28 protein-coding genes are annotated in these 26,472 nt (G+C 67.6%); 14 read left to right on the forward strand and 14 right to left on the reverse strand.

Translation table 11 applies throughout. The features are described 5' to 3' along the window. The 7 genes from ACSHWB_RS20810 to ACSHWB_RS20840 all read right to left on the reverse strand — a co-directional run bounded on the left by ACSHWB_RS20810 (position 1) and on the right by ACSHWB_RS20840 (position 8,077). Positions 1-1,239 carry an ABC transporter substrate-binding protein gene (locus ACSHWB_RS20810; RefSeq protein WP_439663666.1) on the reverse strand — a complete coding sequence of 413 codons (1,239 nt, stop codon included), beginning with the start codon at positions 1,237-1,239 and terminating at the stop codon, positions 1-3. A 192-nt stretch (positions 1,240-1,431) separates the two neighbouring features. Then, the gene (locus tag ACSHWB_RS20815) at positions 1,432-2,193 is read right to left on the reverse strand and encodes a DeoR/GlpR family DNA-binding transcription regulator (RefSeq protein WP_093598618.1); all 762 of its coding nucleotides are present in this window, start codon (positions 2,191-2,193) and stop codon (positions 1,432-1,434) included. Between the two features lie 272 nt (positions 2,194-2,465). Further along, positions 2,466-3,947: a glycoside hydrolase family 13 protein gene (locus ACSHWB_RS20820; protein WP_439663667.1), complete on the reverse strand. Its 1,482-nt coding sequence runs from the start codon at positions 3,945-3,947 to the stop codon at positions 2,466-2,468. A gap of 11 nt (positions 3,948-3,958) precedes the next feature. Continuing rightward, on the reverse strand, positions 3,959-4,792 hold the full coding sequence (locus ACSHWB_RS20825; RefSeq protein ID WP_439663668.1) for a carbohydrate ABC transporter permease: 834 nt from the start codon (positions 4,790-4,792) through the stop codon (positions 3,959-3,961). Further along, positions 4,789-5,646: a carbohydrate ABC transporter permease gene (locus ACSHWB_RS20830; protein WP_439663669.1), complete on the reverse strand. Its 858-nt coding sequence runs from the start codon at positions 5,644-5,646 to the stop codon at positions 4,789-4,791. The genes ACSHWB_RS20825 and ACSHWB_RS20830 overlap by 4 nt, the downstream gene beginning before the upstream one ends. Then, entirely contained in the window at positions 5,647-6,984 is a 1,338-nt protein-coding gene (locus ACSHWB_RS20835) for an ABC transporter substrate-binding protein (RefSeq protein ID WP_439663670.1), read from the reverse strand. A gap of 109 nt (positions 6,985-7,093) precedes the next feature. Next, a complete protein-coding gene (locus ACSHWB_RS20840; protein ID WP_439663671.1) occupies positions 7,094-8,077 on the reverse strand; it encodes a LacI family DNA-binding transcriptional regulator in 984 nt (327 codons plus the stop codon). Positions 8,078-8,198: 121 nt separating this feature from the next. Between ACSHWB_RS20840 and ACSHWB_RS20845 the strand changes: the two genes are divergently transcribed. Both ACSHWB_RS20845 and ACSHWB_RS20850 read left to right on the forward strand, forming a co-directional pair. Next, entirely contained in the window at positions 8,199-8,339 is a 141-nt protein-coding gene (locus ACSHWB_RS20845; RefSeq protein ID WP_439663672.1) for a hypothetical protein, read from the forward strand. 9 nt (positions 8,340-8,348) lie between these two features. Next, a complete protein-coding gene (locus ACSHWB_RS20850) occupies positions 8,349-9,392 on the forward strand; it encodes a hypothetical protein (RefSeq protein ID WP_439663673.1) in 1,044 nt (347 codons plus the stop codon). 1 nt (position 9,393) lies between these two features. On the opposite strand, the gene ACSHWB_RS20855 is transcribed toward ACSHWB_RS20850, so the two are convergent. Both ACSHWB_RS20855 and ACSHWB_RS20860 read right to left on the reverse strand, forming a co-directional pair. Then, a complete protein-coding gene (locus tag ACSHWB_RS20855; protein ID WP_439663674.1) occupies positions 9,394-10,530 on the reverse strand; it encodes a hypothetical protein in 1,137 nt (378 codons plus the stop codon). A gap of 100 nt (positions 10,531-10,630) precedes the next feature. Beyond that, a complete protein-coding gene (locus tag ACSHWB_RS20860) occupies positions 10,631-11,428 on the reverse strand; it encodes a FadR/GntR family transcriptional regulator (RefSeq protein WP_439663675.1) in 798 nt (265 codons plus the stop codon). Between the two features lie 157 nt (positions 11,429-11,585). Between ACSHWB_RS20860 and ACSHWB_RS20865 the strand changes: the two genes are divergently transcribed. From ACSHWB_RS20865 to ACSHWB_RS20880, 4 genes are all read left to right on the forward strand, one after another. Further along, positions 11,586-11,738 carry a hypothetical protein gene (locus ACSHWB_RS20865; protein WP_439663676.1) on the forward strand — a complete coding sequence of 51 codons (153 nt, stop codon included), beginning with the start codon at positions 11,586-11,588 and terminating at the stop codon, positions 11,736-11,738. Positions 11,739-11,998: 260 nt separating this feature from the next. Next, positions 11,999-13,192 carry an aKG-HExxH-type peptide beta-hydroxylase gene (locus tag ACSHWB_RS20870; RefSeq protein ID WP_439663677.1) on the forward strand — a complete coding sequence of 398 codons (1,194 nt, stop codon included), beginning with the start codon at positions 11,999-12,001 and terminating at the stop codon, positions 13,190-13,192. Positions 13,193-13,212: 20 nt separating this feature from the next. Beyond that, positions 13,213-13,398 (forward strand): hypothetical protein, encoded by a 186-nt coding sequence (locus tag ACSHWB_RS20875; protein WP_439663678.1) that lies wholly within the window; start codon positions 13,213-13,215, stop codon positions 13,396-13,398. Positions 13,399-14,048: 650 nt separating this feature from the next. Then, complete coding sequence (locus tag ACSHWB_RS20880) at positions 14,049-14,774, forward strand: LPXTG cell wall anchor domain-containing protein (RefSeq protein WP_439663679.1); 726 nt, start codon at positions 14,049-14,051, stop codon at positions 14,772-14,774. Here ACSHWB_RS20880 and ACSHWB_RS20885 read toward each other — a convergent pair. Both ACSHWB_RS20885 and ACSHWB_RS20890 read right to left on the reverse strand, forming a co-directional pair. After that, positions 14,771-15,547 (reverse strand): phosphotransferase family protein, encoded by a 777-nt coding sequence (locus ACSHWB_RS20885; protein WP_439663680.1) that lies wholly within the window; start codon positions 15,545-15,547, stop codon positions 14,771-14,773. The genes ACSHWB_RS20880 and ACSHWB_RS20885 overlap by 4 nt on opposite strands. A 16-nt stretch (positions 15,548-15,563) precedes the next feature. Further along, the gene (locus ACSHWB_RS20890; RefSeq protein ID WP_439663681.1) at positions 15,564-16,079 is read right to left on the reverse strand and encodes a DUF305 domain-containing protein; all 516 of its coding nucleotides are present in this window, start codon (positions 16,077-16,079) and stop codon (positions 15,564-15,566) included. Positions 16,080-16,214: 135 nt separating this feature from the next. On the opposite strand from ACSHWB_RS20890, the gene ctaD reads away from it, so the two are divergent. The 8 genes from ctaD (at position 16,215) to ACSHWB_RS20930 (ending at position 23,239) form a co-directional block, all read left to right on the forward strand. After that, the gene (gene ctaD, locus ACSHWB_RS20895) at positions 16,215-18,005 is read left to right on the forward strand and encodes an aa3-type cytochrome oxidase subunit I (protein WP_439663682.1); all 1,791 of its coding nucleotides are present in this window, start codon (positions 16,215-16,217) and stop codon (positions 18,003-18,005) included. Positions 18,006-18,085: 80 nt separating this feature from the next. Continuing rightward, on the forward strand, positions 18,086-19,300 hold the full coding sequence (gene serB / locus ACSHWB_RS20900) for a phosphoserine phosphatase SerB (protein ID WP_439663683.1): 1,215 nt from the start codon (positions 18,086-18,088) through the stop codon (positions 19,298-19,300). After that, positions 19,300-19,977, forward strand: coding sequence for a peptidyl-tRNA hydrolase (locus ACSHWB_RS20905; RefSeq protein WP_439663684.1), 678 nt, complete (start codon positions 19,300-19,302; stop codon positions 19,975-19,977). Before serB ends, ACSHWB_RS20905 begins: the two co-directional genes overlap by 1 nt. A gap of 30 nt (positions 19,978-20,007) precedes the next feature. Then, positions 20,008-21,387, forward strand: coding sequence for a phospholipase D-like domain-containing protein (locus ACSHWB_RS20910; protein WP_439663685.1), 1,380 nt, complete (start codon positions 20,008-20,010; stop codon positions 21,385-21,387). A 22-nt stretch (positions 21,388-21,409) separates the two neighbouring features. After that, a complete protein-coding gene (locus ACSHWB_RS20915) occupies positions 21,410-21,982 on the forward strand; it encodes a bleomycin resistance protein (protein ID WP_439663686.1) in 573 nt (190 codons plus the stop codon). A gap of 10 nt (positions 21,983-21,992) precedes the next feature. Further along, the gene (locus ACSHWB_RS20920; protein ID WP_439663687.1) at positions 21,993-22,298 is read left to right on the forward strand and encodes a PadR family transcriptional regulator; all 306 of its coding nucleotides are present in this window, start codon (positions 21,993-21,995) and stop codon (positions 22,296-22,298) included. Then, on the forward strand, positions 22,295-22,594 hold the full coding sequence (locus tag ACSHWB_RS20925; RefSeq protein WP_439663688.1) for a hypothetical protein: 300 nt from the start codon (positions 22,295-22,297) through the stop codon (positions 22,592-22,594). The genes ACSHWB_RS20920 and ACSHWB_RS20925 overlap by 4 nt, the downstream gene beginning before the upstream one ends. A gap of 48 nt (positions 22,595-22,642) precedes the next feature. Beyond that, positions 22,643-23,239: a hypothetical protein gene (locus tag ACSHWB_RS20930; protein ID WP_439663689.1), complete on the forward strand. Its 597-nt coding sequence runs from the start codon at positions 22,643-22,645 to the stop codon at positions 23,237-23,239. Here ACSHWB_RS20930 and ACSHWB_RS20935 read toward each other — a convergent pair. The 3 genes from ACSHWB_RS20935 to ACSHWB_RS20945 form a co-directional block, all read right to left on the reverse strand. Continuing rightward, a complete protein-coding gene (locus tag ACSHWB_RS20935; protein ID WP_439664637.1) occupies positions 23,208-25,127 on the reverse strand; it encodes an ATP-dependent DNA helicase in 1,920 nt (639 codons plus the stop codon). The genes ACSHWB_RS20930 and ACSHWB_RS20935 overlap by 32 nt on opposite strands. A 120-nt stretch (positions 25,128-25,247) precedes the next feature. After that, positions 25,248-25,628, reverse strand: coding sequence for a hypothetical protein (locus ACSHWB_RS20940; RefSeq protein WP_439663690.1), 381 nt, complete (start codon positions 25,626-25,628; stop codon positions 25,248-25,250). A 39-nt stretch (positions 25,629-25,667) separates the two neighbouring features. Then, positions 25,668-26,462 carry a TIGR04222 domain-containing membrane protein gene (locus ACSHWB_RS20945; protein WP_439663691.1) on the reverse strand — a complete coding sequence of 265 codons (795 nt, stop codon included), beginning with the start codon at positions 26,460-26,462 and terminating at the stop codon, positions 25,668-25,670. Between the last annotated feature and the right edge of the window lie 10 nt (positions 26,463-26,472).

A 26,472-nucleotide genomic window follows, 5' to 3' on the forward strand; every position in this document is an offset into this window, starting at 1 on the left:
TCACTGTCCCTTGTACTTCGCCGCGACCTTCTCGGCGAGCCCCTGGCCGTTGTTCAGCGCGTCGTCCACCGTCACCGCGCCGGCGATCGCCGAGCTGATCTGCTGCGACACCTGGGTTCCCAGGTCGGTGAACTCGGGGATGCCGACGAACTGGATGCCGGGCGCCGGACGTTCCTGCACACCGGGGTTGAGCGGCTTCGCGCCCTTGATCGCGGCCTCGGCCATCGCGGAGAAGCTGCCGGAGGACTGCTTGTACTCGGCGCGCTGGTAGGTCGACGAGCGCTTGCCGTCGGGGAGCTTCGACCAGCCGAGGTTCTTGCCGACGAGCTCCTCGTAGCCCTTGCCGGACGCCCACGAGATGAACTTCCAGGCGTTGTCCTGCTTCTTCGACGCCTTCTGGATGCCGAACGCCCAGGTGTAGAGCCAGCCGGAGCTGTCGGTCTTCACGACCGGCGCCTGGGTGAAGCCGAGCTTGCCCTTGATGGGGGAGTCGGCGGCCTCGAGCAGGCCGGCGGCGACCGTGGCGTCGTACCACATCGCGACCTTGCCCTGCGTCATGTTGTTGAGGCACTCGGCGAACCCGGCCTGCGGGGCGCCGGCCTCACCGTAGTTGCGGACGAGGTCCACGTAGAACTTGGTGGCCTCCTTGAACTCCGGCGCGTTGACCTGCGCCTGCCAGTCCTTGGTGAACCACGTGCCGCCGAAGGTGTTCACGACCGTCGTGAGCGGCGCCATGACCTGGCCCCAGCCCGGCTGGCCGCGCAGGCAGATGCCGCGCACCTCGGGCGTGGCGACCTTCTGCGCCGCCTCCGCGACCTGCTGCCAGGTCGGCTTCTCGGGCAGCGTGACGCCCTTGGCCTCGAAGATGTCCTTGCGGTACATGAGGAACGACGACTCGCCGTAGAACGGCTGCGCGTACACCTTGCCGTCCGCCGCGGTCAGCGACTGCCTGATCGGCTCGAGGATGTCGGCCTGGTCGAACCCGCTGTCCTTGGACACGAAGTCGTCCATCGGCGCGAGCCAGCCGTTCTTCGCGTACATCGGCGTCTCGTAGTTGGAGATCGTCGCGACGTCGTACTGCCCGGCCTGGCTGGAGAAGTCCTGGCTGATCTTGTCGCGGACGTCGTTCTCCGGCAGCACGGTGAAGTTCACCTTGATGCCCGTGTCCTTGGTGAAGTTGTCCGCGGTGAGCTTCTGCAGGTCCTGCATCTGCGGGTTGTTCACCATCAGCACGTTCACCGAGTTCTCACCTCCACCCCCGCCGCCGGCGCCCGAACAGGCGGACGCGAGCAGCAACACGGCGGTGGCGGCCCCGAATGTGCGAAGAGGTGTGCGAATCGACGGCATCGTCGGTTCCTTTCAAGGGTTTTCGGGCGCGTCAAAGAGGGGGGATGCACCCGAAGGAGGGAGGGCGTTCAGTGCCCGAAATGATCAGGCGCGGATGACCTTGGGGCCTAGCAACGTGTAGCGGTGGGCCTCGTGGGCGGACAGGCCGCTGTCGGTGACGACCGCCTCCAGATCGGAGACCTCGGCGAACCGGTGGAAGCTGGACACGCCGAACTTCGTGTGCGTCCCGACGAAGATCTTGCGCCGGGATGCGTTGAGCGCCTTGGCCTTCACCGCTCCGACCGCCGGGTCCGGGGTGGTCAGGCCGTGCTCGCGGGAGATGCCGTTCGCGCCGATGTACGCGAGGTCGATGACCATCTCACCGAGCATCCTGGTGGTCCAGTGGTCCACAGTGGCCAGTGTGTGGCCCCTGACGCGACCGCCCAGCAGCAGGACGGTGCACGACGGGTGCTCGGACATCGCCGCCGCGGTCGGCAGCGACGCAGTGATGATCGTGAGCGGGTTGGTCGTGGGCAGCGCCTCCGCGACGAGCTGCGGCGTGTAGCCCTCGTCGATGAAGACGGTCTCGGCGTCGTCGAGCCGTTCGGCTGCGGCCTTCGCGATGCGCCGCTTCTCCGGGACGTGGGACCCGGCGCGGAACCGGAGCCCTGTCTCGAAGCCCGCGCTCTCGACGGGGACACCGCCACCGTGCGTGCGGCGCACGAGGCCGTGTTCGTCGAGTACGCGCAGGTCACGCCGTACCGTCTCGGGTGCGACACGCAGTTCCTGCGCCATCTCCACCACGTCGACGCGGCCGTCGGCGCGGGCCCTGGCCAGGATGCGCCGCTTGCGTTCCTCGGCTCGCATGTCACCTGCCCATTCGGCTCTCTGGTTGCCCGTTCGGGCCGTGCATAGATGAAACACCCTCGAAACATTGTGGTGGGTGCCACAACAGGATGGAATCCTGCCCGATTTATGCCCGGCTCGCAGTGTGTGACGGCCTGTTCACGCAGGTCGACCAGAGCGGGCATGCCCGAGTCCCGGCGCCGCTCTGCCCGCATTGCCCCCATGTGGGCAAAATGAGTGAGCGGCTGTGGTCACAGTTCGACCACAACCGCTCAACGGTTCTCAGTTCGTACTCAGTTCAGCCAGGCAGCAGCGTCCTTCGGGAGCTTGCCGTCCTCCAGCGGGACGCTTGACAACGTTGGCACGCCCGGCAGATCGATCGCGTCGTCCGACAGGTTGACGACGCAGGTGTGGTCACCGCGCTTGAACGCCAGCACGTTCTCACCGAGGTCGAGCCACTCCAGGTCGCCGTCGATCGCGCGGCGCAGCGCGAACACCCGGCGGTACAGGGCGAGCATCGAGTCGGGGTCGTCCGTCTGGACCGCGACCGAGAAGTCCTGCCAGTTCCCCGGCTGCGGCAACCAGCTCGGACCGTCCTCCGCGGACCAGGGCAGTGGCACGCGACAGCCGTCGCGACCCCGGTCGGTGAAGCCGGAGCGGTGCCACACCGGGTCCTCGCGCAGCTCGTCCGGCAGGTCCTCGACCTCCCAGAGGCCCAGCTCCTCGCCCTGGTAGACGTAGACGCCGCCGGGCAGCGCGGCCGTGAGCATGATCGCCGCACGGGCGCGGCGCGTGCCGAGCTCGAAGTCGGTCGGGGCGCCGTGCTGCCTGTCCGCGAAGGAGAATCCCGTCTTCTCGCGGCCGTAGCGCGTCACGTGCCTGGTGACGTCGTGGTTGGACAGCACCCAGGTCGGTGGTGCGCCAACGGGTTCGTGCGCGGCCAGCGTGCTGTCGACGACCGTGCGCAGCTCGTCCGCGTTCCACGGGCAGCACAGGAAGTCGAAGTTGAACGCGCTGTGCATCTCGTCCTGCCGGAGATACCGCGCGAACCTGACCGGGTCGGGCAGCCACATCTCGCCGACGAGGATGCGGTCGCCGTCGTACTCGTCCACGATCTGCCGCCACCTGCGGTAGATCTCGTGCACACCGTCCTGGTCGGAGTAGGGGAGGTCCACGTCGGGCTTGGAGAAGTCCTTCACCAGACCGTCGGCCACGTCGATGCGGAAGCCGTCGACGCCGCGGTCGAGCCAGAACCGCAGGATGTCCTCGAACTCGTCGTGGACGACCGGGTTCTCCCAGTTGAAATCCGGTTGCTCGGCCGCGTAGAGGTGCAGGTACCAGCGGCCGTCCTCCAGCTTGCTCCACGCAGGACCGCCGAAGCGCGACTGCCAGTCGTTCGGGATCTCCTCGGTGTCACGGACGTGGAAGCGGTCCCACAGGCCGTCCTTGAACCACGGGTGCTGGTCGCTGCTGTGGTTCGGGACGAGGTCGATGATGATCCGGATGCCGAGTCCGTGCGCGTCCGCGATGAGCTTCTCCGCGTCGGCGAGCGACCCGAACACCGGCTCGATGTCGCGGTAGTCCGCCACGTCGTAGCCACCGTCGGCCAGCGGGCTCGGATACCACGGGTTCAGCCAGATCGCGTCGAAGCCGAGGCTCGCGATGTGCTGGAGCTTGGCGCGGAGGCCGGCCAGGTCGCCGATGCCGTCCCCGTTGCCGTCCGCGAAGCTGCGCAGGTAGACCTGGTAGATGGATGCGTTGCGCCACCAACTCATCTGGTGTCCTTTCAGCCTTTTACGCCGCCCGCGGTGAGCCCCGCGAGGATGTGCCGCTGGAACGCCAGGAACAGCGCCACCATCGGCAGGCTCGCCAGCACGAGGCCCGCGAGCAGGAGGTTGATCGGGGTGTCCGGAGCGAAGCGTTGCAGCGCGACACTGAGCGTCTGCTTCGCCGGATCGGGGAACACGAGCAGCGGCCAGATGAAGTCCTTCCAGGCCGCCACGACCGCGAAGATCGAGACGACGGCGAGGATGGGGCGGGAGATCGGCAGCACGATGCGGACGAGGGTCGTCCACGTGCCCGCGCCGTCGATCCTGGCCGCTTCGAGGAGCTCTTCCGGGATCTGGTCGAAGAAGCGCTTGAGCAGGTACACGTTCAGCGCGTTCGCCGCGGCCGGCAACCAGATGCCCGCCGGGTTGTTCAGCAGGTCGAGATCGGTGAGCGTGAGGTAGACGGGCACCAGCACGGCCGTCGACGGCAACATCAGCGTCGCCAGCATCAGGCCCATGATCACGTTGCCGAAGATCGGGCGGAGCTTGCTGAGCGCGTAGGCCGCGGGCACGATCACGGCCATCTGCACGGCCCACGCGCCGAGCGCGACGACGAGCGTGTTGAGGAAGAACGTGCCGAGGTCCATGTAGTTCCAGGCGTCGACGTACGCGCCCGGCTCCCACGTCTCCGGCAGGATCGTCGGTGGTTGCTGCGCCAGTTCCGCCGGTGGCTTGAACGCGCCGAGCAGCACCCAGACCAGCGGGAGCAGGAACGCCGCGGTGAACAGGACCAGCGTGGCCGTGAGGACGATCCAGTAGGCGGGGCCGGTTCCTCTGGTGAGAGTCCTCATGCGTCGGACTTCCTGGTGATCTTGAAGTAGAGGAAGGAGAAGACGCCCAGCACCGCGAAGAGGATCAGGCTCAGCGCGCTCGCGGTGCCGAAGTCGTTGTAGTAGAAGGCGTAGCGGTACAGCAGGAGCAGCACGGTGACCGTGGACTCCTCCGGGCCGCCGCCGGTCATGATGAACGGCTCGGTGAAGATCTGCATGGTCGCGACGACCTGCAGCAGCAACAGCATCAGGATCACGAACTTGGTCTGCGGGATCGTGATGTGCCAGACCTTCTTGACGATCCCCGCGCCGTCCAGGTCCGCGGCCTCGTACAGGTCGCCGGGGATGGTCTGCAGCGCGGCCAGGTAGATCAGCGTGGCCGAGCCCATGTTCGCCCAGGTGATCACCAGGACGAGGCTGATCATGCTGGTGCTGCTGGAGTCCAGCCATTGGCTCGTCGGCAGCCCGAGTCCTCTGAGGACGGAGTTGAACAGTCCGGGTCCTGGGTCGTAGAACCACTTCCACAGCAAGGCCGTGACCACTGGCGGCAACATCACCGGCAGGTAGACCAAGAGGCGGAAGTAGCCCTTGGCGTGCCGCAGCTCGTTGAGCACCACGGCCGTCAGGAAAGGGACGCCGAAACCGAGCAGCAGAGCCAGGAGCGTGAAGTACAACGTGTTGCGCCACGCCACCCCGAACAGCGGGTCCGCGAAGAGCCGCTCGAAGTTCGCCCAGCCCACCCAGTCGGGACTCGTGACGAAGTTGACCTGCTGGAAGCTCAGGACCACCCCGCGCACGATGGGGTACCAGGAGAACACCGCGAAGACGACCAGTGCGGCACTGAGGAAGCCGTACGCGGTGACGTGGCGCCGCACTCACTTCACCTGGGCCAGAACGGCGTTGACCTTGGTCTCGGCGTCCTTCAGCAACGCCGAGTGGTCAGCGTCCTTGTTCGTGAGCACACCCTGCACGACGGTGTCGAGGATCGCGTAGACCTGCTGGGCCTGCGGCGGCTCCAGCGTGCCCTTGGTCTGCTCCGAACCGTCCACATAGGCCTGGAAGTTCTGCACCGGCATGGTGGCGTACTTGGACTTCAGGTCTTCCTGCTGCTTGCGCGGCTCACCGGTCCAGATGTCGGCGATCGGCGGGATCGGCAGGCCGACGGGCTGGCCGCGGTCCTTGTACTTCTGCAGGTTGCCCTCGAGGCGGTCCGGGTTCAGGTACTTCCACTGGATCCACTTCAGGCCCGCCTTGATCTTCTCCGGCGTCGCCTTCGGGTTGATCATGTAGCCCTCGCCGCCGAGCAGGGTGCCCTTCTGCTCCGGGATCGCGGCCAGGCCGTAGTCGTCGTACTTGCCCTTGAACTGGTTGACGATCGCGGCGACGTTGTCCGGCCCGGCCAGGTACATGCCGAGCTGACCCGCGCCCATCATGTTCTGGACGTCGCCGATCTCCAGGAGCTGCTTGTCGCCCATGGTGTTGTCGTCCCAGCGCATCTCCTTGAGCCTGCGCAGGACTTCCTTGCCCTTGTCGTTGTTGAAGTCGGCCTTGTAGGTGTCGCCGTCCTTGCGCGCGACGTCACCGCCGACGGACTTCATCCACGTCGTGAAGTGCCAGCCACCCTGGTTGCTCTTGCTGTACTCGGCGAACCCGGTGACACCGGCGTCCTTGAGCTTCTTCGCGGCCGCGCGGACCTCGTCCCACGTCTTCGGCGGCGAGTCCGGGTTCAGCCCGGCCTTGGTGAAGTTGGGGCGGCTGTAGAGCAGGCCCATCGTGTAGTTGGCCGTCGGCAGGCCGTAGACCTTGCCGTCGGCCGTGAAGACGTCCTTGAGCTCCTGCTTGATGTCGCCGTAGTGCGGGACGTCCTTGACGTAGTCGGTCAGGTCGGCGGCCTGCTTGCGGGCGATGAGGCCACCGGGATCGGTGAAGTAGACGTAGAAGACGTCCTCCAGCTGCCCGCCGGCGAGCTTGGCGCTGAACGTCTTCGGGTCCATGAACCCCTCGTGCGGCACGAGGTCGATGTCCGGGTTCTTGCTCTCGAACTCCGCGACGTCCTCGTCGAAGACCTTGCGGTCGAACGCCTGGGTCTGGGGCGGCTGGCCGTTGATGTTGATCGTGACCTTGCCACCCGGCTCCGTCGTGGAACCGCTCCCACAGCCGACTGTGCTGAGGGCCAGGACACCGCCAATCAGCACGGCAGCGGACTTCTTCATGGTGGAGCCGCCCTTCTCGCGAGCGCGTCGATGTGACGGCGACCATAAGGCGCTGTTACATCTGAACGCAATATCCAGACGAAAACTCGCAAGAAGACGACTTCGCTCGTTACCTCACCGGCGCACTGGACGCCCGCACCACCAACTCCGGCTCGAACAGCAACTCGTCCGGCGCCACCGCGTTGCCGGAGATCTGGTTGGCCAGCAGCTCCACCGCCGCCCGCCCCATCGCCTCGATGGGCTGCCGCACCGTCGTGAGCGGCGGATCAGTGCAGGTCATGAAGGCGGAATCGTCGTACCCGATGATCGACACGTCCTTGGGCACGTCCAGCCCAGCCCGCCTGACGGCCCGTATCGCACCCAACGCCAGCGGGTCGCTAGCGCAGATGATCGCCGTGACCCCGCGCTGCACGAGCTTCGTGGCAGCGGCCTGCCCACCCTCAAGACTGAACATCGCGTGCTCGACATCCGCGCCACCACACTTGTCGATCGCCTGCTGCTTCCGGATGCTCGGCACGTGGTCCGGCGGCCCGAGCACAGCCCCGATCCGCCGATGCCCCAGCGACGTCAGGTGCCCGTACGCCTGCTCCACCGCCACCGCGTCATCACACGACACCCTGGGGAACGCCAGATCGTCTATAGCCGCATTGACCAGCACCGCAGGCAACTTCCTGCTCATCATCTGCTGGTAGTGCCCGTGGCTCGCGTCCTTCTGCGCGTACAGCCCGCCGGCAAAGACAATCCCGCTCACATGCTGCTCCAGCAGCAGCTCCAGGTACTCCGCCTCCGTCACCCCGCCGGCCGTCCGCGTGCACAACACAGGCGTGAAACCCCTTTGCGCCAGCGCGTTGCCCACCACGTCCGCGAACGCGGGGAAGATCGGGTTCTGCAGCTCGGGCAGAACCAGCCCGACCAACCGCGCCCGCTCACCCCGCAGCTGCGTCGGCCGCTCGTAACCCAGCACGTCAAGTGCCGTGAGCACGGCACTGCGCGTGGCGTCCGAGACCCCTGGTTTGCCGTTCAGCACCCGGCTGACGGTGGCCTCGCTGACCCCGACCTTGGCCGCGACCTCGGCCAGCCTCCGTTGCGTCATGGCGCAAGTGTACGCAATTTCTTGCGTTCGCTTGCAGCACCATGCTCACCCGCTCGGCAGGCGCCCCCCGCTTCACCTCGTCGATAGCCTTGAACGTCACCCACAGGTGAGGGAGACCGTGATGGCCACCGACCCAGTCCAGCCCGTTCCCGCTCCCCAACTTCCCGAACGACCGGGCCTGCCGCAGCCGGTGAAGAGCGTCGACTGGTTCCGCCGCATGCCCACGGGAGGTGGCACCGTCTACGTGCGGTCGGTCGACTGACCGGGTGCCATGCGATCACGCGTGCTCGTCTACTTCGGCAGCCTGCTCGCAACAATCGCACTGATCAACACGCCCGTTCCCAGGATCGTCGTGTCCGCGGTGCTCAACCCCGAAGCCGGCGACGCCGTCGCGCGCAGCCTCGGCTCGGTCACCAAGGACCTCGTGCTGGTGCTGCTCATCTCGATCTACTTCGAGTGGATCCGCACCAGAGCGCAGACCGAGCTCCTGCACGGCATCGACCACAAGGTCGACGACCTGCGCGCCGCGACCGCACCGGCGGTCCGGCAACTGGTGCTGGACTCGACCTCGCCCGAGAAGCTCGCCACGACCGCCCTGGACCGGCACATGCCGCACGTGGGGGACAAGTCCTCGCTCGTGTCGCTGGTGCTCTCGCCGCGCCCTGCCTACAACGACGTGTCGATGGTGTTGCGGGTCGAACGGGTCGACGGAGACGTGGTGCACGTCGGCAACCTCGTCGAGATGACCATGCCGCGAGGCCTGGTCCTGATTGCTGCCACGACGTCGCCGACGCACTCGGCTGCCTTGTCCGCGGCGTGCCCGCAGCTGTTCGAGGTCACCGCGCTGCCGCGGCTGGTTCCCTTCCACGAAGCCGTGAAGACGTACGGAGAGCAGCTCGAGTGCTATGTGGAGCCACCTCTCGGCGGAACCAGGCGGGTGGAGTTCCGCAGGGTGCCGGCGAACGCGATGCGCAGGTACATCTCACTGCCGGTGGGCATGGCGAGCTCGGAGCTCGCGCTCTTCGTCGCGGACCTCAGCGGTGAGAGCACCGAGCTCATCCGCGTGCGCCAGTACTTCCACTGGTCGCAGGACCTCAACGAGCACTTCATCTACTGGTCGGCGGACCGGCCGATGTTCATCAGGAGCATCACCGTGGACGTGCGTGAGCTGCTGAGGATCGGCACGCGGGAGGTGGTCGTGCACGCCTTTCTCGGCGGCCTCGACTCGCTCATGCTCGACACCGACGAGGGACATCTGTCGACGAGGCTCGATCGATGGGTGGTGCAGGGGCAGGGCGTCATGGCGGTGTGGTGAGTCAGCGGCGCGCCTCCCGCCACAGCAGCGCCACCCCGTGCCCCGGCAGCATCCACGACCGCACGTCCAGGTCCCCGAGCTGGTCGGCGCGCAGCCACTGCGCCGCCTCCGTGCCGGACCGGAACGTGAACGGCATGATGCGGAACTCGTGGCCGGGGGAGTGGTCGACCGCGAGCTCGGTGGCGTCGAAGCTGATCTTGTCCACATAGGACGGGTACGGCGACTGCCAGTACGCGAAGCCGTCGTTGGTGCGCTGCAGGGAACGGGACGACACGGTCAGGCCCAGGATCGCGCGGACCACGTGGTCGTCGGCTATGCCGCTGAGGTCGCACTCCAGGATGCGCAGGTCGCTCATGTGGTCCAGCGGGCTGAGCTTCGGCAGTGGGGCCATGGCCTCGCGGAAGAACGTCAGATAGTTCGCCCACTGGTCGAACCTGACCTCGATCGGCGGGATCTGGCTCGGTTCGGCGGAACGGCTCTGGCCGTCGTGGTCCAGGTAGTCGATGGTGATCTTGGTGGAGTCGCGGATGTCGTCCACCGAGTCGAGGAAGAGCGAGGCGTCCGGCATGAAGTAGAGCTCGAACAGCGGGAAGCGGCAGGCGGCGCTGATCGTGTCTCGCAGGGTGGCGTTGCTGGTGGCGAAGATGACGAACCTGTCGACGGGGACGCTGTGCCGGAACTGGTGCGTCTGCGTCGTGGTCAGGTGGTAGGTCAGGGTGTCGACGCCCTGCAGCGCCAGGCGGACCGTGGTGTGGGTGCTGATCGTCAGGTCGTCGCCCTTGGGGCGCATGCCGCTGCCGCCGAGCACACCGGACACCACGTCGTCGTTGCGCTGGCCGGTGCCGTAGATCCTCGACAGGAATGTCCTGAGCACCTCACTGGGCAGGAGGTGCTCGACGATGCCGGGGCCGGAGATGCGGCCCATCTCGCTCACGAGCCGCTGGTGCAGGAACAGTTCGTACGAGCCGAGCAGGAAACCCGCCAGCGCCGGCAACGGCCACAGCACCACCAGCACGTCGTGCAGCAGGCTTCGCGACGTGGGTTGCCAGAGCAGCACCGCGGTCAGGTCGACGGCCGCCACGAGCAGGAGCAGGAACGCGACGGCCAGCGCTTGTCTCTGCTTGCGCGCAGCCGCCACGTGGTCGCCGCCCCCTCACTCCACCCGGTCGTCCATACATGGTGGGAGTGATGGCCGATCAGCGCCAGACCCTTTCGGTCCTTGTCGTATCAGCAACGCCTCAGCGCGACTTGCCCCAGATCGGGTTGTCCGACACCCCGACATAGGTGCTCAGGGTCGCCCTCGGCTGGGTGTCGTCCACAGCCACGTCGTTGTACAGCCCGAGCAGATGGGTCGTCATCGCGCTCTTGGCACCCACCTCGTCGTGCCGGCGGAGGAACCAGATGACCTGCTCGTGCTCGTTCGCGGAGCGGTTGTGCACTTCGCGCGACGGGTGTGCGTGCCGCTTGCAGTCCTGCAGGCCGGGCACGAGCGCCTGGTACATCTGCTCCAGCAGTTCGTTGTGCGACGCGCGGATCAGCGCCGAGTGGAACTCCTCGTCCGACTCGATCACCTCCTGCGTGTCGTCGACAGGCGCGCGCTGGTAGCGGCGGTTCAGCTTCGCGAGCTCGTCCAGCTCACCGTCGCCTGCGCGCACGGCGGCCAGCGACGCGGCGGTGGTCTCCAGCGCGATCCGCACTTCGAGCAGGTCGGTGTGGGAGAACTGCCGCGCGGCGAGCCTGCCTTCGAGGTGCTCCTCGACGGCGGCGAGGTCGGTGCGGCGGACGTACCAGCCCAGGCCGCGGCGGACCTCGACGATGCCCTGGAGCTGCAGCCTCTGCAGTGCCGTGCGCAGTGACGAACGGGCGACGTCCATCTTGTCGGCCAGCACGGGCTCGGTGGGGAGACGGTCACCGGCTTTGAGCGTGCCGCCGATGATCTGCTCCCGGAGCTTCTGCTCGATCAGCTCCGGAAGTGGCCGTCGCGAATCAGGCGAGAGCGACCAGCTCTCGCCGAAAGGGACGTCATCGGCGGACATTGGTCCAGGGTAGGCCTGTTGCCTGTCTGTTGCAACTTGTCTGGCAACCTGTCGACCGTTGACAGACAACCTACAGGGCGGGACGATTGGGACAGGCGAGGCCCCCAGGACCGCCCACACCTGGGACCAGCACTCGCCTAGTCGGGAGGGAAACGAGATGTCCGCAGGGAGTGCACTCGGAATCGCCGCCGCCGTCGCAGTCGCCGTCACCGCGATCGGATGGCGCACCGTGCTCACGATGGTCGCCGTCTCGATCGTCGCGCTGGCGGTCGTCGGCTTCGTGAACGTCACCAGCATCTTGTTCAGCTGATGAGCAGATCAACCTGAAAATCGTGCCCCGGCCGCGTCCTCGCCAGACGTGACCGGGGCACCGGTGTTTTGTAGGGGTATCCAATGTGTTGTTCAGATCACCGTGTGCCCTAGAGTGGCGCGGATTCCGGGTGCCGCCGACGTGGAGGCGCCCATGACTCCATGGCGTCGGGGGACGTGAGTACGGGGTCTTCGGTGACGGGTTCGCCCGCTGTGAGTGCGCATGCGCTGCATGCGGCGCTGGTTCCTGCGCCTGCTCTCGTGGACGAGAGACGCACGCTGTACCGCCTCGCGGCCGAGATGTTCGCCCCCGGAACCGAGTTGTCGGACAACCTCGCGGATCACCCGATCGTCCGATATGAGCTCGGCAGGGCGCTCGCCGGCCACGGTGGTGTGGATCCCGCTCAACTGGCTCAGGTCGCGTCGATGGGAGTCCGCGACGCCGGTGTGCTCGTGGCCTCGGACCCGGCGTCGGCCGAGGTGCTCGAAGCCCCGCTGCGCATCACCGCTCCCTCTGGTGCGCGTCCGGAGCCGTTGACCGAGGCTGACGGAGAGCGGTTCGAGAACGTTCTCGCGGTCGTGGCCGAGGGCGTCCGGTTGTTGCGTGAGCTCGCGCCCGACATGGCCGAGGACCTTCTCGCGCACGTGTCGATGCTCGCCGTGCTCAAGCGGGAGACCTCGGGCGGACTTGTCTCCGCGTCGTCGAGGTACGTCCCGGGCATCGTGCTGATCGACGAGCCGACGCTGCCGATGGAGGTGGCCGAGGCGCTGGTGCACGAAGGTGCGCACGAAAAGTTCTTCGATCTCGCCATTGCGAGAGAATTTCTTGACGTGAGCGCCGAGGACGCTGATTATTTCGAGACTTCGTGGTCGCACGTACAGTGGCCACTGGAACAGACCTTCGCGGCATGGCATGCCTACAGCTGCCTCGCGCAGTTCAACGCTTCAGTTGGCACCGAACAACTCGGCTCGGATTCATTGCTCTTGAAAGCAAGGGAACGTGCCGACGAGATCGGTGAGTGGCTGCTCGTGCATGAAGAGGACCTGCGTGTAGACGCGCGCTGGCTTCTGCGAGCCCTGGCAGGTGGCGCGGTCGAACCCAGCGGTGAGGCTGTTGCGCCGTCTCAAGTGGACGGTGTCACACTACCCCCAGAGATTTCAGAGGACTGCCATTTTCACCCGCTACCGGACGTGCGTTACAAGCGCGCAGTCACGGGGCGAGTGGTGGCGGGCAGGGTGGCAACGCCACCTGAGGTCTTCTGGCTCGACGAGGACGCGAGCTGGACTCTGAGCCAGTGGCGTAACGATAGGGTGGCGAAAACGTTCGGGTGGATGCTCGCCCGGGCGACCGAGGAATGGCAGGCCGACACCGCTGAGACGGCAGTCCGGCTGGAAGAGGCACTCGGTTCGCTTCTTGCTTCGTCCCTCGTCGGGATGCCCGACAAAGCACATTAGTCGCCTCCCGAGAAGGAACCATGACCTCCCCGAAGCAGCCTTCACGCCTGCCGCAGTTCCCGCAGAACGCCGGCATGCCTGTCGCTCACCCCGCGCCAGGGGTGGGCCCGGTGATCGGCCAGCCGGTCACCCCCGTTCAGTGGTTCAGGCGCATGCCTACCGGGGGAACGGTCTACGCGAAGCCCGTCGAGGGCCAGCAGAGCTGATTCGCGAGACGAGGGTTGTTTTGCCGGCCCTTTTGTCTCGGTGGTCGGCTACTTCGGCAATGTTCCTTATTTGCTGAAGCGGCCGACAGTCGCTCACATATAGGTCAAGGCTGCTTGCTGAGTCTGTGACCTGGACTTATGGCTCGGCTCCGACCTAAAGGGCTGCGTCCCAGGTCGGCTGAGAAGCAGACGCGTGCCAGGTTTTTGCTGCCTTGGAGCGCGATAGTCGGGCTAATTTTCAGTTGGTTCAATCCAAGCTGGAGAAAATCCGATGGCTCTCGATGAGTATTTTATGCAGCCCCCGCTGATTCCGGAGCGCCTCGTGTCCAAGCCGCGTCACTTCGGCGAGGTAGGAGGCCCGCGTCGTCGAAGCCGACGGCAGGTCGTTCCGGTCGATCGGTTCCGGAGTGGACCGAATGGCGGAGGCACGGTGTTCCTGCGGCCAGCCGAGGTCGAGGAAGACCTCTGAGTCTCATCTGGACGCCGAACGGGCCGGTGCTCGGCCCGTTCGGCGTTCGGTCGTTTGGGGATGCCACTTCACAGAGCAATAACGAATCGGCCACAAGGGCGAAGTTGATCGTCATCTAGCCCGTTCGGGGGACGTCGATCGTCTTAGATCGCCGCATCCGCCGACACCCACGGAGTGACCGATGCGTTTGACGCCCCTGAGACGATCCGGCCTGCTCGCCTCGGCCGCCATGGCCGCCCTGGCCTCGCTGGTGCTGGCGACGACCGCCCTCGCTCAGCCCGAGGTGCCTACGACGGACGACCCGCGTGCCACGCCGTTCCTCAAGAACGTCGACATCAACCACCCGGAGGCCTGCACTGTCGGCGGGCTCACCGGCTTCACGGTCCACCCCAACCTCTTCGAGTACGAGGGTGGCGACAACGAGCTGTACCTCAAGATCACCGGGCTGCCCGAGGGCATCAAGGTGACGGGCATGGTGGTGAAGGGCGGGGACAAGTTCAACGTCTACCTCGCCGACAAGCTCGGTGCGGCGCTGCCGTGGGAGAAGCTGCGGGCGCCGTTCAACAACGGCGGGCAGCTCCCGCAGATCAGCCACTGGTACGGCTGTGGGGTCAAGGACACGACGACCACCACCACGACCACGACGACCACCACCACGACGACGACTTCGACGGTGACCCAGTCGTCGACCCCGAGCTCGACCTCCAGCACCACCACGACGACCACCGGGGCGTCGTCCTCCGAGGTCGCGCCGACCACCACGACCACGCCCGCGATCGTTCCCGTCGCCAACGAGGACGAGCTGGCCGCGACTGGGTTCGGGTCCGCGTGGATGCTCGGGCTCGGTGCCGCGCTGGTGGCGGCCGGTGCTGCCCTGGTGCTCGTGATGCGCAGGCGTCGCGTCTAAGACCACTCCATGAGCACGCCCCAGAGCGTGCCGAACATGGTTCGTGTCTGCACGTGGAACTCCACGTCTGAAGGAGCCGCTCCGCCGCCGTAGATCTCTACGGCGCGCTGGGCGGCTCCTTTGCTCATCAGGCACGCCACGTCCCAGGCGACGGGGCCGCGCCAGGTGTCCTCGAAGTCGTTCCAGACCGGGCCGGACTCGGTGATCAGCAGGTTGCCGGGGTGTGCGTCGCCGTGCAGGGGCTGGACGTCGTTGTAGTGCTCGGTCCACTCCTGAAGCAGCGAGTCGCGCCAGGTGCGGAACCTGTCCAGGTTCGGGGCGCCCCGGTGGTCCAGGTAGGTCAGGACGTTGTCGACGTCGTCCAGAGGGCCGCGTGCGGGCAATGGGCCCTCGTAGTGTCTCAGTTCGGCGTGCAGGTCCGGCAGGAGCTTGAGCACGTCGTCGTGCGGTAGCCGCAGGCCGTGCTCGTGGGGGACGTACGTGCTGAACGAGATCACGAAGCCGTCGACGACATGAGGTCCCGCCGGTAGCTCGGCGGAAGGTGTCACGACCGGGACGCCGCGGGAGTCCAGGAACGCCGACACCGACAGGTCCCGGGCGAAGTGTGAGGCGACCGAGGGCCGGACCAGGGCCGTGCGGGCGGCTATGCGGGCCACGACCGGGGCCGGGCGCAGGTACACCAGGACGTTGCTGCCGGTCTTCAGCACGACGGGGTCGGTGGAGACCACGCCGTGCGAGGCCGCCAACGACACTGCGGCTGCGAGAGCGTTCACGGCAAGAAGGCTGGCATCAGCCCTGGGGGAGGAGCGACTCCATTTCCGCGATCTCCTTCTCCTGGTGGCTGACGACGTCCTGGGCGAGCTTGCGGGTCTCCGGGTCGGTGCCGGCCGAGAGGTGCTTCTGCGCCATCTCGACGGCGCCGCGGTGGTGCTGGATCATCAGCGACAGCCACTGGCGGTCGAACTCGGTGCCGTCCAGGTCGGCGAGGTTGCCCAGCTCGACCATGCCGTGCGACTCGGTGTGACCGTGCGTGCTGTGCGCTGACGCCTGCACCGGCGCGTTCCACGACTGCAGCCAGCCGTTCATGCGGTCGATCTCGGGCTTCTGCGCACCCTCGATGCGCTTGGCCAGATCGATCACGTGCGGGTTCTCCGTGCGGGACGCGACGAGCCCTGACATCTCGAGCGCCTGTTCGTGGTGCGGGACCATTCCCCGCGCGAACTCGACGTCCGCCGAGTTGTGCGTGGCGGGAGAGCCGCAGGCGGCCAGCAACAGGACAGAAGCGACAGCGAGCAATCGGAGCACGGCGGCAGGATACGTGTGACGTGCGCTACGCCGCTGGCCACCGGCCCTGGGCCACCCGAACGGAGCTGATCGGCTCCGTCTAATATCCCCAGGAGTTTCCCGAACGAACTGGTCCCACCAAGGCCTGGAGGCACCGTGACGGCCGTAGCCCCGCAGCCGATCGCAACGCGTCCTTATCCGACGCGCACTGCGGTCAAGGGGTCCTTCCTGCTGCGGATGTTCCGCACCACGGACCACAAGCAAATCGGCATCATGTACCTGGTCACCTCGTTCGCCTTCTTCATGGTCGGCGGCGCGATGGCCATGCTGATGCGGACCGAGCTGGCCCGGCCCGGCATGCAGTTCCTCTCGCAGGAACAGTTCAACCAGCTCTTCACGATGCACGGCACCGTGATGCTGCTGCTGTACGCGACGCCGATCGTGTTCGGCTTCGCCAACTTCGTGCTGCCGCTGCAGATCGGGTCGCCCGACGTGGCGTTCCCGCGGCTCAACGCCTTCTCGTACTGGCTCTACCTCTTCGGTGGCCTGATCGTGATGGCGGGCTTCATCACCCCCGGTGGTGCGGCTGACTTCGGCTGGTTCGCGTACACGCCGCTGAGCAACGCCATCCACTCGCCCGGCGTCGGCGCCGACCTGTGGATCTCCGGCCTGGTGGTCGGTGGTCTCGGCACCATCCTCGGCGCGGTGAACATGATCACCACCGTGGTCTGCCTGCGCGCGCCCGGCATGACGATGTTCCGGATGCCGATCTTCACCTGGAACATCCTGGTGACGTCGGTGCTGGTGCTGCTCGCGTTCCCGATCCTGACCGCGGCCCTGCTGGGCCTGCTGGCTGACCGGCATCTCGGCGCCCACGTGTTCGACCCCGCCAACGGCGGCGTGATCCTGTGGCAGCACCTCTTCTGGTTCTTCGGGCATCCGGAGGTCTACATCGTCGCCTTGCCGTTCTTCGGCATCGTGTCGGAGATCTTCCCGGTGTTCAGCCGCAAGCCGATCTTCGGTTACAACGGCCTGGTCTACGCGACGCTCGGCATCGCGGCCCTGTCCGTCGCCGTGTGGGCGCACCACATGTACGCGACCGGCGCCGTGCTGCTGCCGTTCTTCGCCTTCATGACGTTCCTCATCGCGGTCCCGACCGGTGTGAAGTTCTTCAACTGGATCGGCACGATGTGGAAGGGGCAGCTGACGTTCGAGACGCCCATGCTGTTCAGCATCGGCTTCATCGTCACGTTCCTCTTCGGTGGTCTGTCGGGCATCCTGCTGGCCGCCCCCGCGATCGACTTCCACGTGTCGGACACGTACTTCGTCGTCGCGCACTTCCACTACGTGCTCTACGGCACGATCGTGTTCGCGACCTTCGCGGGTATCTACTTCTGGTTCCCGAAGATCACCGGCCGCTTCATGGACGAGCCGCTCGGCAAGCTGCACTTCTGGACGACGTTCCTCGGCTTCCACGCGACGTTCCTCGTCCAGCACTGGCTGGGCAACGAGGGCATGCCGCGCCGGTACGCCGACTACCTCGCGTCCGACGGCTTCACGACGCTGAACATGATCTCGACGATCGGCGCCTACATCCTGGGCGCGTCGACGCTGCCGTTCATCTGGAACGTCTTCCGGAGCTACCGCTTCGGTGAGGTCGTGAAGGTGGACGACCCGTGGGGCTACGGCAACTCGCTCGAGTGGGCGACGTCGTCCCCGCCGCCGCGCCACAACTTCACCGAGCTGCCCCGGATCCGTTCGGAGCGCCCGGCGTTCGAGCTGCACTACCCGCACATGATCGAGCGGATCCGGAACGAGGGCCACGTGACCTTCACCGGCAAGACGATCGCGCACAAGGACGCCAAGCAGGCTCCGTCCGAGCTGGCTGCAGCGGCCATCAAGTCTGGTACGGCCTCCGAGAAGGAAGATCCGGACCACGACAAGTAACCTGCCATTAACAGGTTCAACGCTGAGCCCCGGTCGCTGTCGCGGTCGGGGCTCTTCGCGTCTTACGAGGAGACGACGACGTGAAAACGCCCGTGCTCATCACCGTGACCGGCCCCGACAAGCCTGGTGTCTCCTCCGTGCTCTTCGCCGTGCTGACAAGGCACGGCGTCGAGGTGCTGGACGTGGAGCAGGTCGTGATCCGGGGGCGGCTGGTGCTCGGCGCACTGGTCTCGACCGAGCACGACCCCGAGGGGCTGCAGGAGTCGGTCGAGCAGGCCATGGCCACCGTCTCGATGCACGTGGAGATCGAGATCGGGGCGGACTCGAAGCGCACGGCACGCCTGGAGTCGTCGCACGTGCTGATCGTGCTCGGCCGCCCGGTCACGGCGAAGGCGTTCACCGAGGTCGCGCGCCGGCTCGCGTCGCTGGGCGTGAACATCGACGCCATCCGCGGTGTCGCCGACTACCCCGTCACGGGTCTTGAGCTGCGCGTTTCCGTCGCGGACGACACGATGGAGAACGACACGCAGCTGCGGTCCGCGCTCGCCGAGGTGTCGGTGCGGGTGGGTCTCGACATCGCGGTCGAGCGGGCCGGCCTGACGCGCCGGGCGAAGCGCCTGGTGGTGTTCGACGTCGACTCCACGCTGATCCAGGGCGAGGTGATCGAGATGCTGGCCGCGCACGTCGGGTGCGAGGAGCAGGTGCGCGAGATCACCGAGGCCGCGATGCGCGGCGAGCTCGACTTCGCCGAGTCGCTGCGGCGCAGGGTCGCGCTGCTGGAGGGCCTCGACGAGAAGGTGCTGGAGGAGGTCGGGTCCAACCTGGAGCTCACGGCCGGCGCCCGCACGACGATCAGGACGTTGAAGCGCCTCGGCTTCTACTGCGGTGTGGTGTCCGGCGGGTTCACGTCGGTGATCACGGGCCTCGCGGACGAGCTGCAGCTGGACTTCTGCGCGGCGAACACGCTGGAGGTCGTGGACGGCAAGCTGACCGGCCAGGTCGTCGGCGACATCGTGGACCGGCCGGGCAAGGCCGTGGCGCTGCGCCGGTTCGCCGAGGAGGTCGGTGTGTCGCTGGCGCAGTGCGTGGCGGTCGGTGACGGCGCGAACGACATCGACATGCTGGGCGCGGCCGGGCTGGGCATCGCGTTCAACGCCAAGCCCGCTCTGCGCGAGGTGGCCGACACGGCGCTCTCGCACCCGTTCCTGGACGCGGTGCTGTTCATCCTCGGCGTGACGCGGGCCGAGGTGGAAGCCGCGGACGCCGCCGATGGCATGGAGCTGACCCGGCTGTGATGATTCTCGACCTGATCGCCTCGCGGAACTACGCGGAGGAGTCCGAAGTCCGCGCGATGCCGATGGTGTTGCGCATCGAACGTGTCGACCCGCCGTCCCGCACGGCGTTGCTGGAGGCCGCGGCCGCTTCGGCGGTCGCGGTGTGTCTCGACCCGCGCGCAGACGTCGACGGCGAGTGGCACGAGGCCGTGCGTGCCTGGGTCGCCGGACGGATCCGCAAGGTGTCCCGGCGGGCCCGTGGCGTGCAGTGGGAGGCCGTGCAGGAGCTGCCAGGGGTGACGATCACCGTGGACGGCGCCTCGGTGCGTTCGCTGCTGCCCGTGCTGGTGTCCGAGACGCCGCGGGAGGTCGCCAAGCTGCAGATCTCCGGCTCCGACCTGCCGGTGGACGAGCCCGGCGCCGTTCCAGAGGGCGCGCGGCTGCTGTACGTGAACCCGCGCGTCGAGATGTCCGCGGGGAAGCTCGCGGCGCAGGTCGGGCACGCGTCGATGCTGCTGGCGCCGACGCTGTCGGAGACCGAGCTGAAGGCGTGGACGGCGCTCGACTACCGGTGTGCCGTGCGGACGCCGTCCGTGGCGGAGTGGGACTCGCTGATCCACCGCGGCGACGTCGTGGCGGTGCGGGACGCGGGTTTCACGGAGGTCGAGCCGGGTACGACGACGGTGATCGCTGTTTAGAAGTGCCCGAATCGGGTAAATCCGCGTCTTGTGGGCTTACTCGACGTTCTTGACGCCCGGCTCGGCGACGGGCTGGAGAACATGCTGTGCTCGCACCACACTCGCCGGTTGCGGCGACTGGGGTGGGGCGAGGTGCTGGCCGGTGACGGCACGGGGTCGTTCACCCCGCGCCGCCCGGTGCAGCGCGGCAACAAGATCGAGATCCTGATCGACGGCGCCACCGCGTTCCCCGCTGTGGCGAAGGCGATCGAGAACGCGCAGAAGTACGTGCACATCGCGAACTGGCACGCGTCGCCGGACTTCAAGCTGACCCGTGAGCCGGGTGCGCCGCAGCTGCGTGAGCTGCTTTCGGCTGCCGCGGAACGGGTTCCGGTGCGCGTGCTGCTGTGGGCCGGTCCGCCCTTCCCGATGTTCGAGCCGACGCGCAAGCGTGCTTTGGCCGCACAGAAGGCTTTCCTGGAGTGCGGCGCGGTCCGGTGCGAGCTGGACGCGCGCGAGCGGACCATGCACTGCCATCACGAGAAGATCGTGATCGTCGACGACGTGGCGTTCGTCGGAGGCCTCGACATGACCGCGGTGGAGGGCGACCGGCACGACTCACCGGAGCATCCGCCGCGTGACCTCGGCTGGCACGACCACATCGCCCGCGTGGAGGGCCCCGTCGTCGCGGAGGTGGCCTCGCACTTCGCCGCGCGCTGGCTGGAGATCGCGGGGGAGACCCTGCCCTCACCCGTCGTGCCGCCCGAGGCCGGGTCGTCGTCGGTGCAGATGGTGCGCACGATCCCGGAGAAGACCTACTCGTTCTCACCGCACGGCGACTTCAGCCTGCTCGACTCATACCTGCGGGCGCTGCGTTCGGCCGAGTCCCTCGTGTACATCGAGAACCAGTTCCTCTGGTCGCCGGAGATCACCGAGGTGCTGCTGGAGAAGCTGAGCAACCCACCGACGCCGGAGTTCCGGATGGTGTTGCTGCTGCCGCAGAAGCCCAGCAACGGCGCCGACACCACCCGCGGCCAGCTCGGCAGGTTGCTCGACGCGGACACCGACAATCGGCTCGTCGCCGCAACCCTTGTCGCACACGGTGACGCGCCCGTCTACGTGCACGCCAAACTGGCCATTGTGGACGACAAATGGCTCTCCGTCGGCTCGGCGAACCTGAACGAGCACTCGCTGTTCAACGACACCGAGGTCAACCTGGTGACCGACGACGCGGAGGTGGCCCGCTCGACCCGCCTGCGGTTGTGGGCCGAGCACCTGGACGCGGACGTCTCCGGCCCCGCGCATCTCGTGGTCGACGAGGTGTGGCGGCCGGCGCTGGAACGTCCGGCGCGGGTCATGCCGCTGCCCGGTGTGTCCCGCCGTGCCGGAAGATTGCAAGGACCGTTACGTGGATTGCTGGTCGACGGCTGACCTGCGCCGCTAGCGTGGCGGCGTGGCCAACGAGGTGACGATCCCGCTGCTGCCGTGCGCCTCCATCGACGAGGTGGCCGAGTTCTACGTGATGCTCGGCTTCACGGTCACGTATCGGCAGTATCGGCCGAACGCGTACCTGTCGGTGCGGCGCGACGAGATCAACCTGCACTTCTTCGGCATCCCCGGCTACGAACCCGCCGCGTCGTACAGCTCGTGCCTGATCCAGGTCGAGGACCCGCGGGAGCTGTACGAGGCGTTCGCCCACGGCATGCGCGCGGTCTACGGGCAGGTGCTGCTCACGGGGATCCCGCGGATGACGCGTCCTCGGCGCGACGGGTTCCTGATGGTCGACCCCGGTGGCAACTGGATCCGGGTGGTGCCGGCCGTGCGGGAGCGCGAGGCCACGCGCAACGGGCTGACCAGGGCGTTGACCAACGCGGTGACGCTGGCCGGGTCGCACGGGGCCGAGCGGCAGGCGTTGCGGATCCTCGAAGGGGCCCTGGCGCGGGAGGTGCACGCTTCGGAGGAGGAGCGGGCGTCGGCGCTGGAGTTCCGCGAAGAGCTGCTTGAACGGCTTAATCTACATAGGTAGTATTGGTGGCGTGGAGCCACTGCAACGCATCGGCAAGGCCACCGTCGACGTGCTCGACGCGCTGCTCGGCGCGGACGAGCCGCGCTGGGGCCTGGAGATCATCAAGCTCACCGGCAGGCCGTCCGGCAGCGTCTACCCGTTGCTGGACCGGCTGGAGCGCGCCGGGTGGGTCACGTCCGTGTGGGACGACGACGCCGAACGGCGTGGGCCGCGGCGGCGGATGTACCGGCTGACCGCCGAGGGCGCCGCGGAAGCCCGTCGGGTCGTCGCTCGGGCGGCTCCGGCGCCTCGGTTCGTACCTCGGACAGCGCAATGAGAGTCGCGTTGTTGTTGGTGCGGTTCGCGGCGGCCGTTGTGCGCGATGAGCGCTATCGCGAGCAGTGGGAAGCGGATGTTGTTGGCGCGCACGAACTCGGCATGTCGCCGTTGTGGGTGGCGTTCGGGGCTGTGCGTGCTTCCGTTGCTATGCCTTCGAAAGGGGCTGTCGTGGCTGGGATCGGTCCGTTGGGCATTGCCTTGAAACATGTCGGCACATCGCGTGGGCGGGTGCTCGTCATCGCCGTGGTGTCGGCGCTGCTGGTGCTGGGTGGAGTCGTCATGCTGTTCGCATGAGCAAATAGCTCCGTGTCGTTTCGGCTGATCCGGGCTTAGCTTCGGGCGGTGGCAAACGAACTGACAATCCCGCTCCTGCCCTGTGTCGACATCGACGAGATGGCGGCCTTCTACGAGATGCTCGGCTTCTCCGTCACGTACCGGCAGACGCGGCCGAACCCGTACGTCTGCGTGCGGCGTGAAGACATCAACCTGCACTTCTACGGCCTGGAAGGGCACGTTCCGGAGCAGTCGCACAGCACGTGCGTGGTCATCGTGGAGGACACCGGTCCGCTGTTCGAGGACTTCGCGGCTCGAATGCGCGCTGTGCACGGGAAGATGCTCATCTCCGGCATTCCGCGGATGACCCGGCCGCGGCTGCGCAACGACCGGTACACCGGGTTCGCCGTCGTTGACCCGGCCGGCAACTGGATCCGGGTCAACAAGTCCACCACCGAACCCGCGCCGCGCACCAAGCTCGCGAAAGCCATGGAGGACGCGGCCCGGCTGGGCGACGCGAAGGGGGACGAGCGGCAGGCGTTGAAGATCCTCGAAGGCGCGCTCAAGCGGACCGACGGCTCCGAACCGGAACTGGCGGACGCGCAGGCCTACCGCGACGAGCTCGTGGAGCGGATCAAGGGGTCTGAGCCTGGTCCAGGCGCTTGAGCGCGCCGCGGACCACCTCGGGGTCGTAGGTCGTCCAGAACGGCGGCAGTGAGGCCCTGATGAAGCCGCCGTAGCGGGCGGTGGCGATGCGCGGGTCGAGGACCGCCACCACACCCTTGTCCGACATCGAGCGCAACAGACGGCCGGCGCCCTGGGCCATCAGCAGGGCGGCGTGCGTGGCGGCGACGGTCAGGAAACCGTTGCCGCCGCGTGAGCTCACCGCCTTCTGGCGGGCGGAGGCCAGCGGGTCGTCCGGCCTCGGGAACGGGATGCGGTCCATGATCACGAGCTGCAGGCTCGGCCCCGGCACGTCGACGCCCTGCCACAGCGACAGGGTGCCGAACAGGCACGTGCGCTCGTCCTCGGAGAACTTCTTGACCAGCAGACCGGTCGCGTCGTCGCCCTGGCACAGGATCGGGTAGTCGAGCTTGTCCCGCAGCGCCTCGGTGGCCTGTTTCGCGGCACGCGTCGAGGAGAACAGCCCGAGCGCGCGGCCGCCCGCCGCGTTCACCAGGCCCTCGATCTCGTCGAGGTACTCCTGCGGCAGGCCGTCACGCCCCGGCTGCGGCAGATGCCTTGCCACGTAGAGGATGCCGCTCGTGCCGTGCTGGAACGGCGAACCGACGTCGAGGCCGGACCACTTCGGACCGTCGATGTCCTTGTCCGTCGCCGCGCCCTCGATCTTGCGGACCTTCTCCGACGGCGGCAGCCCCCACTGGCGCGCCATCGTGTCGAAGGCGCCGCCGAGCGTCAGCGTCGCGGACGTCAGAACGGTGGTGCGCTTGGCGAACAGCCGTTCCCTGAGGAGACCGCCCACACCGAGCGGGGCGACCCTGATGGACGGCGCCTTCTGGTTGAAGTCGCCCGACACCCACACGACGTCGCGTTCCTCGTCGAACGCCTCCAGCACCCGCACCGCGCAGTCGTGGACCTCTTCCAGCAACGCCAGCGCGAGCTTGCGCGCCGTCGCCGCGTCCGGGTCTTCCTTCTTCTCCGACCCCATGGCCGTCACGCAGTTGTGCGCCGCGTCGCGCGTGGCCGCCAGCGCACCCGCGAGAGCCCTCGGCAACGCGTCCAGCCGGCCGGACGGCATGTCCTCGAGGATCATCGCCAGCCCGTCACTGGCCTCGGCCAGCCGGTCCGCGATGTCCTGGTCGATGAGCCGCCCACACCGCCTCGCCGCCATGGAGACGCTCGCGCCGCTCAGCTCCTCCGTGGCCACCGACGTGATGCGGTCGACCAGGTCGTGCGCCTCGTCGATCACCACCACGTCGTGATCCGGCAGGACCTGGTAGCCCTCCAACGCGTCGATGGCGAGCATCGCGTGGTTCGTGACCACCACGTCCGCCTTGCCCGCCTCCGCCCGCGCCCGTTCCGCGAAGCAGTCGGACCCGATCGGGCACTTCGAGACGCCGAGGCACTCCCGAGCCGTGACGCTGACCTGCCGCCACGCCTGCTCGCTCACGCCAGGCACCAGCTCGTCGCGATCGCCCGTCTCGGTGTCCGACGACCACTCGTGCAGCCGCTTCACCTCGCGCCCTAGCTTCGACACCGCGAACGGGTCGAACAGCGCGTCCTCCTCCGGCTCGTCCGGAGCCCCGTTGTGCACGCGGTGCATGCACAGGTAGTTCCTGCGGCCCTTGAGGATCGCGAACGTGGGCTCCCTGCCCAGGTCCTTCTTCAGCGCCTTCGACAGCCGCGGCAGATCCCGGTCGACCAGCTGCCGCTGCAACGCGATCGTGGCCGTCGAGACCACCACGGTCTCGGCCTCGGCCACCGCGTGCCGGATGGACGGCACCAGGTACGCCAGCGACTTGCCGGTGCCCGTGCCCGCCTGCACCGCGAGATGCTCGCCCGTGCGGATCGAGTGGTCGACGGCCTCGGCCATCTCCACCTGACCAGGGCGCTCCGCACCGCCGACGGCGTGGACGGCGGTTTCGAGCAGGCTCAGGGTGGGGGGAACTTCAGGCACGGGACAGACCGTACCCGGCAGGTCCGACAGTCTCGGTCAGGCGTCGCTGACCGGTCCTCGCAACCGGTAGATCGACAGGTGGTAGCCGCTTCCGGTCAGGCTGCTGACCAAGTCCCCGTCCGGGGCGGCGAAGCGAACTTCCCGGATCTCGTCGTTGCTTAGGTACGCGCGCTCGACGGGAAACGCGGTGCCTTCGCGGTCGATGCGGCCCGCCAGTTGGCCACCCAGATATTCGGCCAGGCTGTTCCGGACTCCGATGCCCGCGCCTCCGAGGACTTTGCCGAGCCGCTCCGCGAGGCCGGGGTGGGCGCGTTCCAGCTTGATCGCGAGCTGGTAGGCGGTCATGTAGGGCCTACCGTCCTGCCGCAGCGCGGTGGTCACCTTGTCCAGGATTCCGTGCTCGTCCCACTTGGTCATGTCGCGCCTGTCGGCTCCCGCACCGAGGCCGTTACGAGCTCAGTCGCCGCCTCCACCACATCCGCCGCCGCAGCCGCTGCCGCCACCGCTGTCACCCGACGAGCAGCCGCTGTCCGAGGAACACCCGCCCCCGCAGCTGCTGCTGGTCGTCGTCTCACGACCAGGCAGCGTCGCGATCGCGACAGCGCTGAGGCCGAACATCCCGGCGACCGCGACGCCGCCGATCCGTCCGCGCAGACCCCGTACCGCGACCGCACCGACCGGGTCCTGCGGGGTCACCCGGCGCCTGGCGCGCTTCAGCAGCACGTAGCCGGCCCTGGTGCGCAGGCGGCCGGGGTCGCGGGCCTTCAGGACCAGGGCCCAGACGAGCGCTACCACCGCGGCGGCGAAGAAGTACCAGAACGGGAACTCGGTGAGCGGCGGGCCGAAGTCCAGGAAGTCCACCAGGAGGTGCGGGGCCACGGCGCTCATCACCCCGGCGATCACGAGGATCGGCGTCAGCAGGAACAGCCACGGGTAGAGACGCGGGCGCATCGAGCGGCGGCGGCGGAGCAGCCTGCGGTTGATCAGGTGGCCGCGCAGGCCCTCCGCCTCCGGCGAGCTGAAGGCCGTGAAGACGACGTCGTTCAGGTGGCGGCCGTGGCGCAGGCCGCTCAGGATCTGCGCCTCCAGCGGGGTGGAGGGGCCTCTGCCCGGCAGGTGGACGGCGCTCAGCACGCCCTCGCGCGAGACACGGACCAGGCCCGCCTGGATCAGGCGGGACAGGGCGACCTCGGCCGCGCGGGCCGGGCCGCCGGCGAGGCAGCCCAGCTCTTCGGGGGTATGCGTCGTCACGCGGATTTCT

The sequence above is a fragment of the Lentzea sp. HUAS TT2 genome (assembly GCF_051853195.1).
Taxonomy (GTDB): domain Bacteria; phylum Actinomycetota; class Actinomycetes; order Mycobacteriales; family Pseudonocardiaceae; genus Lentzea.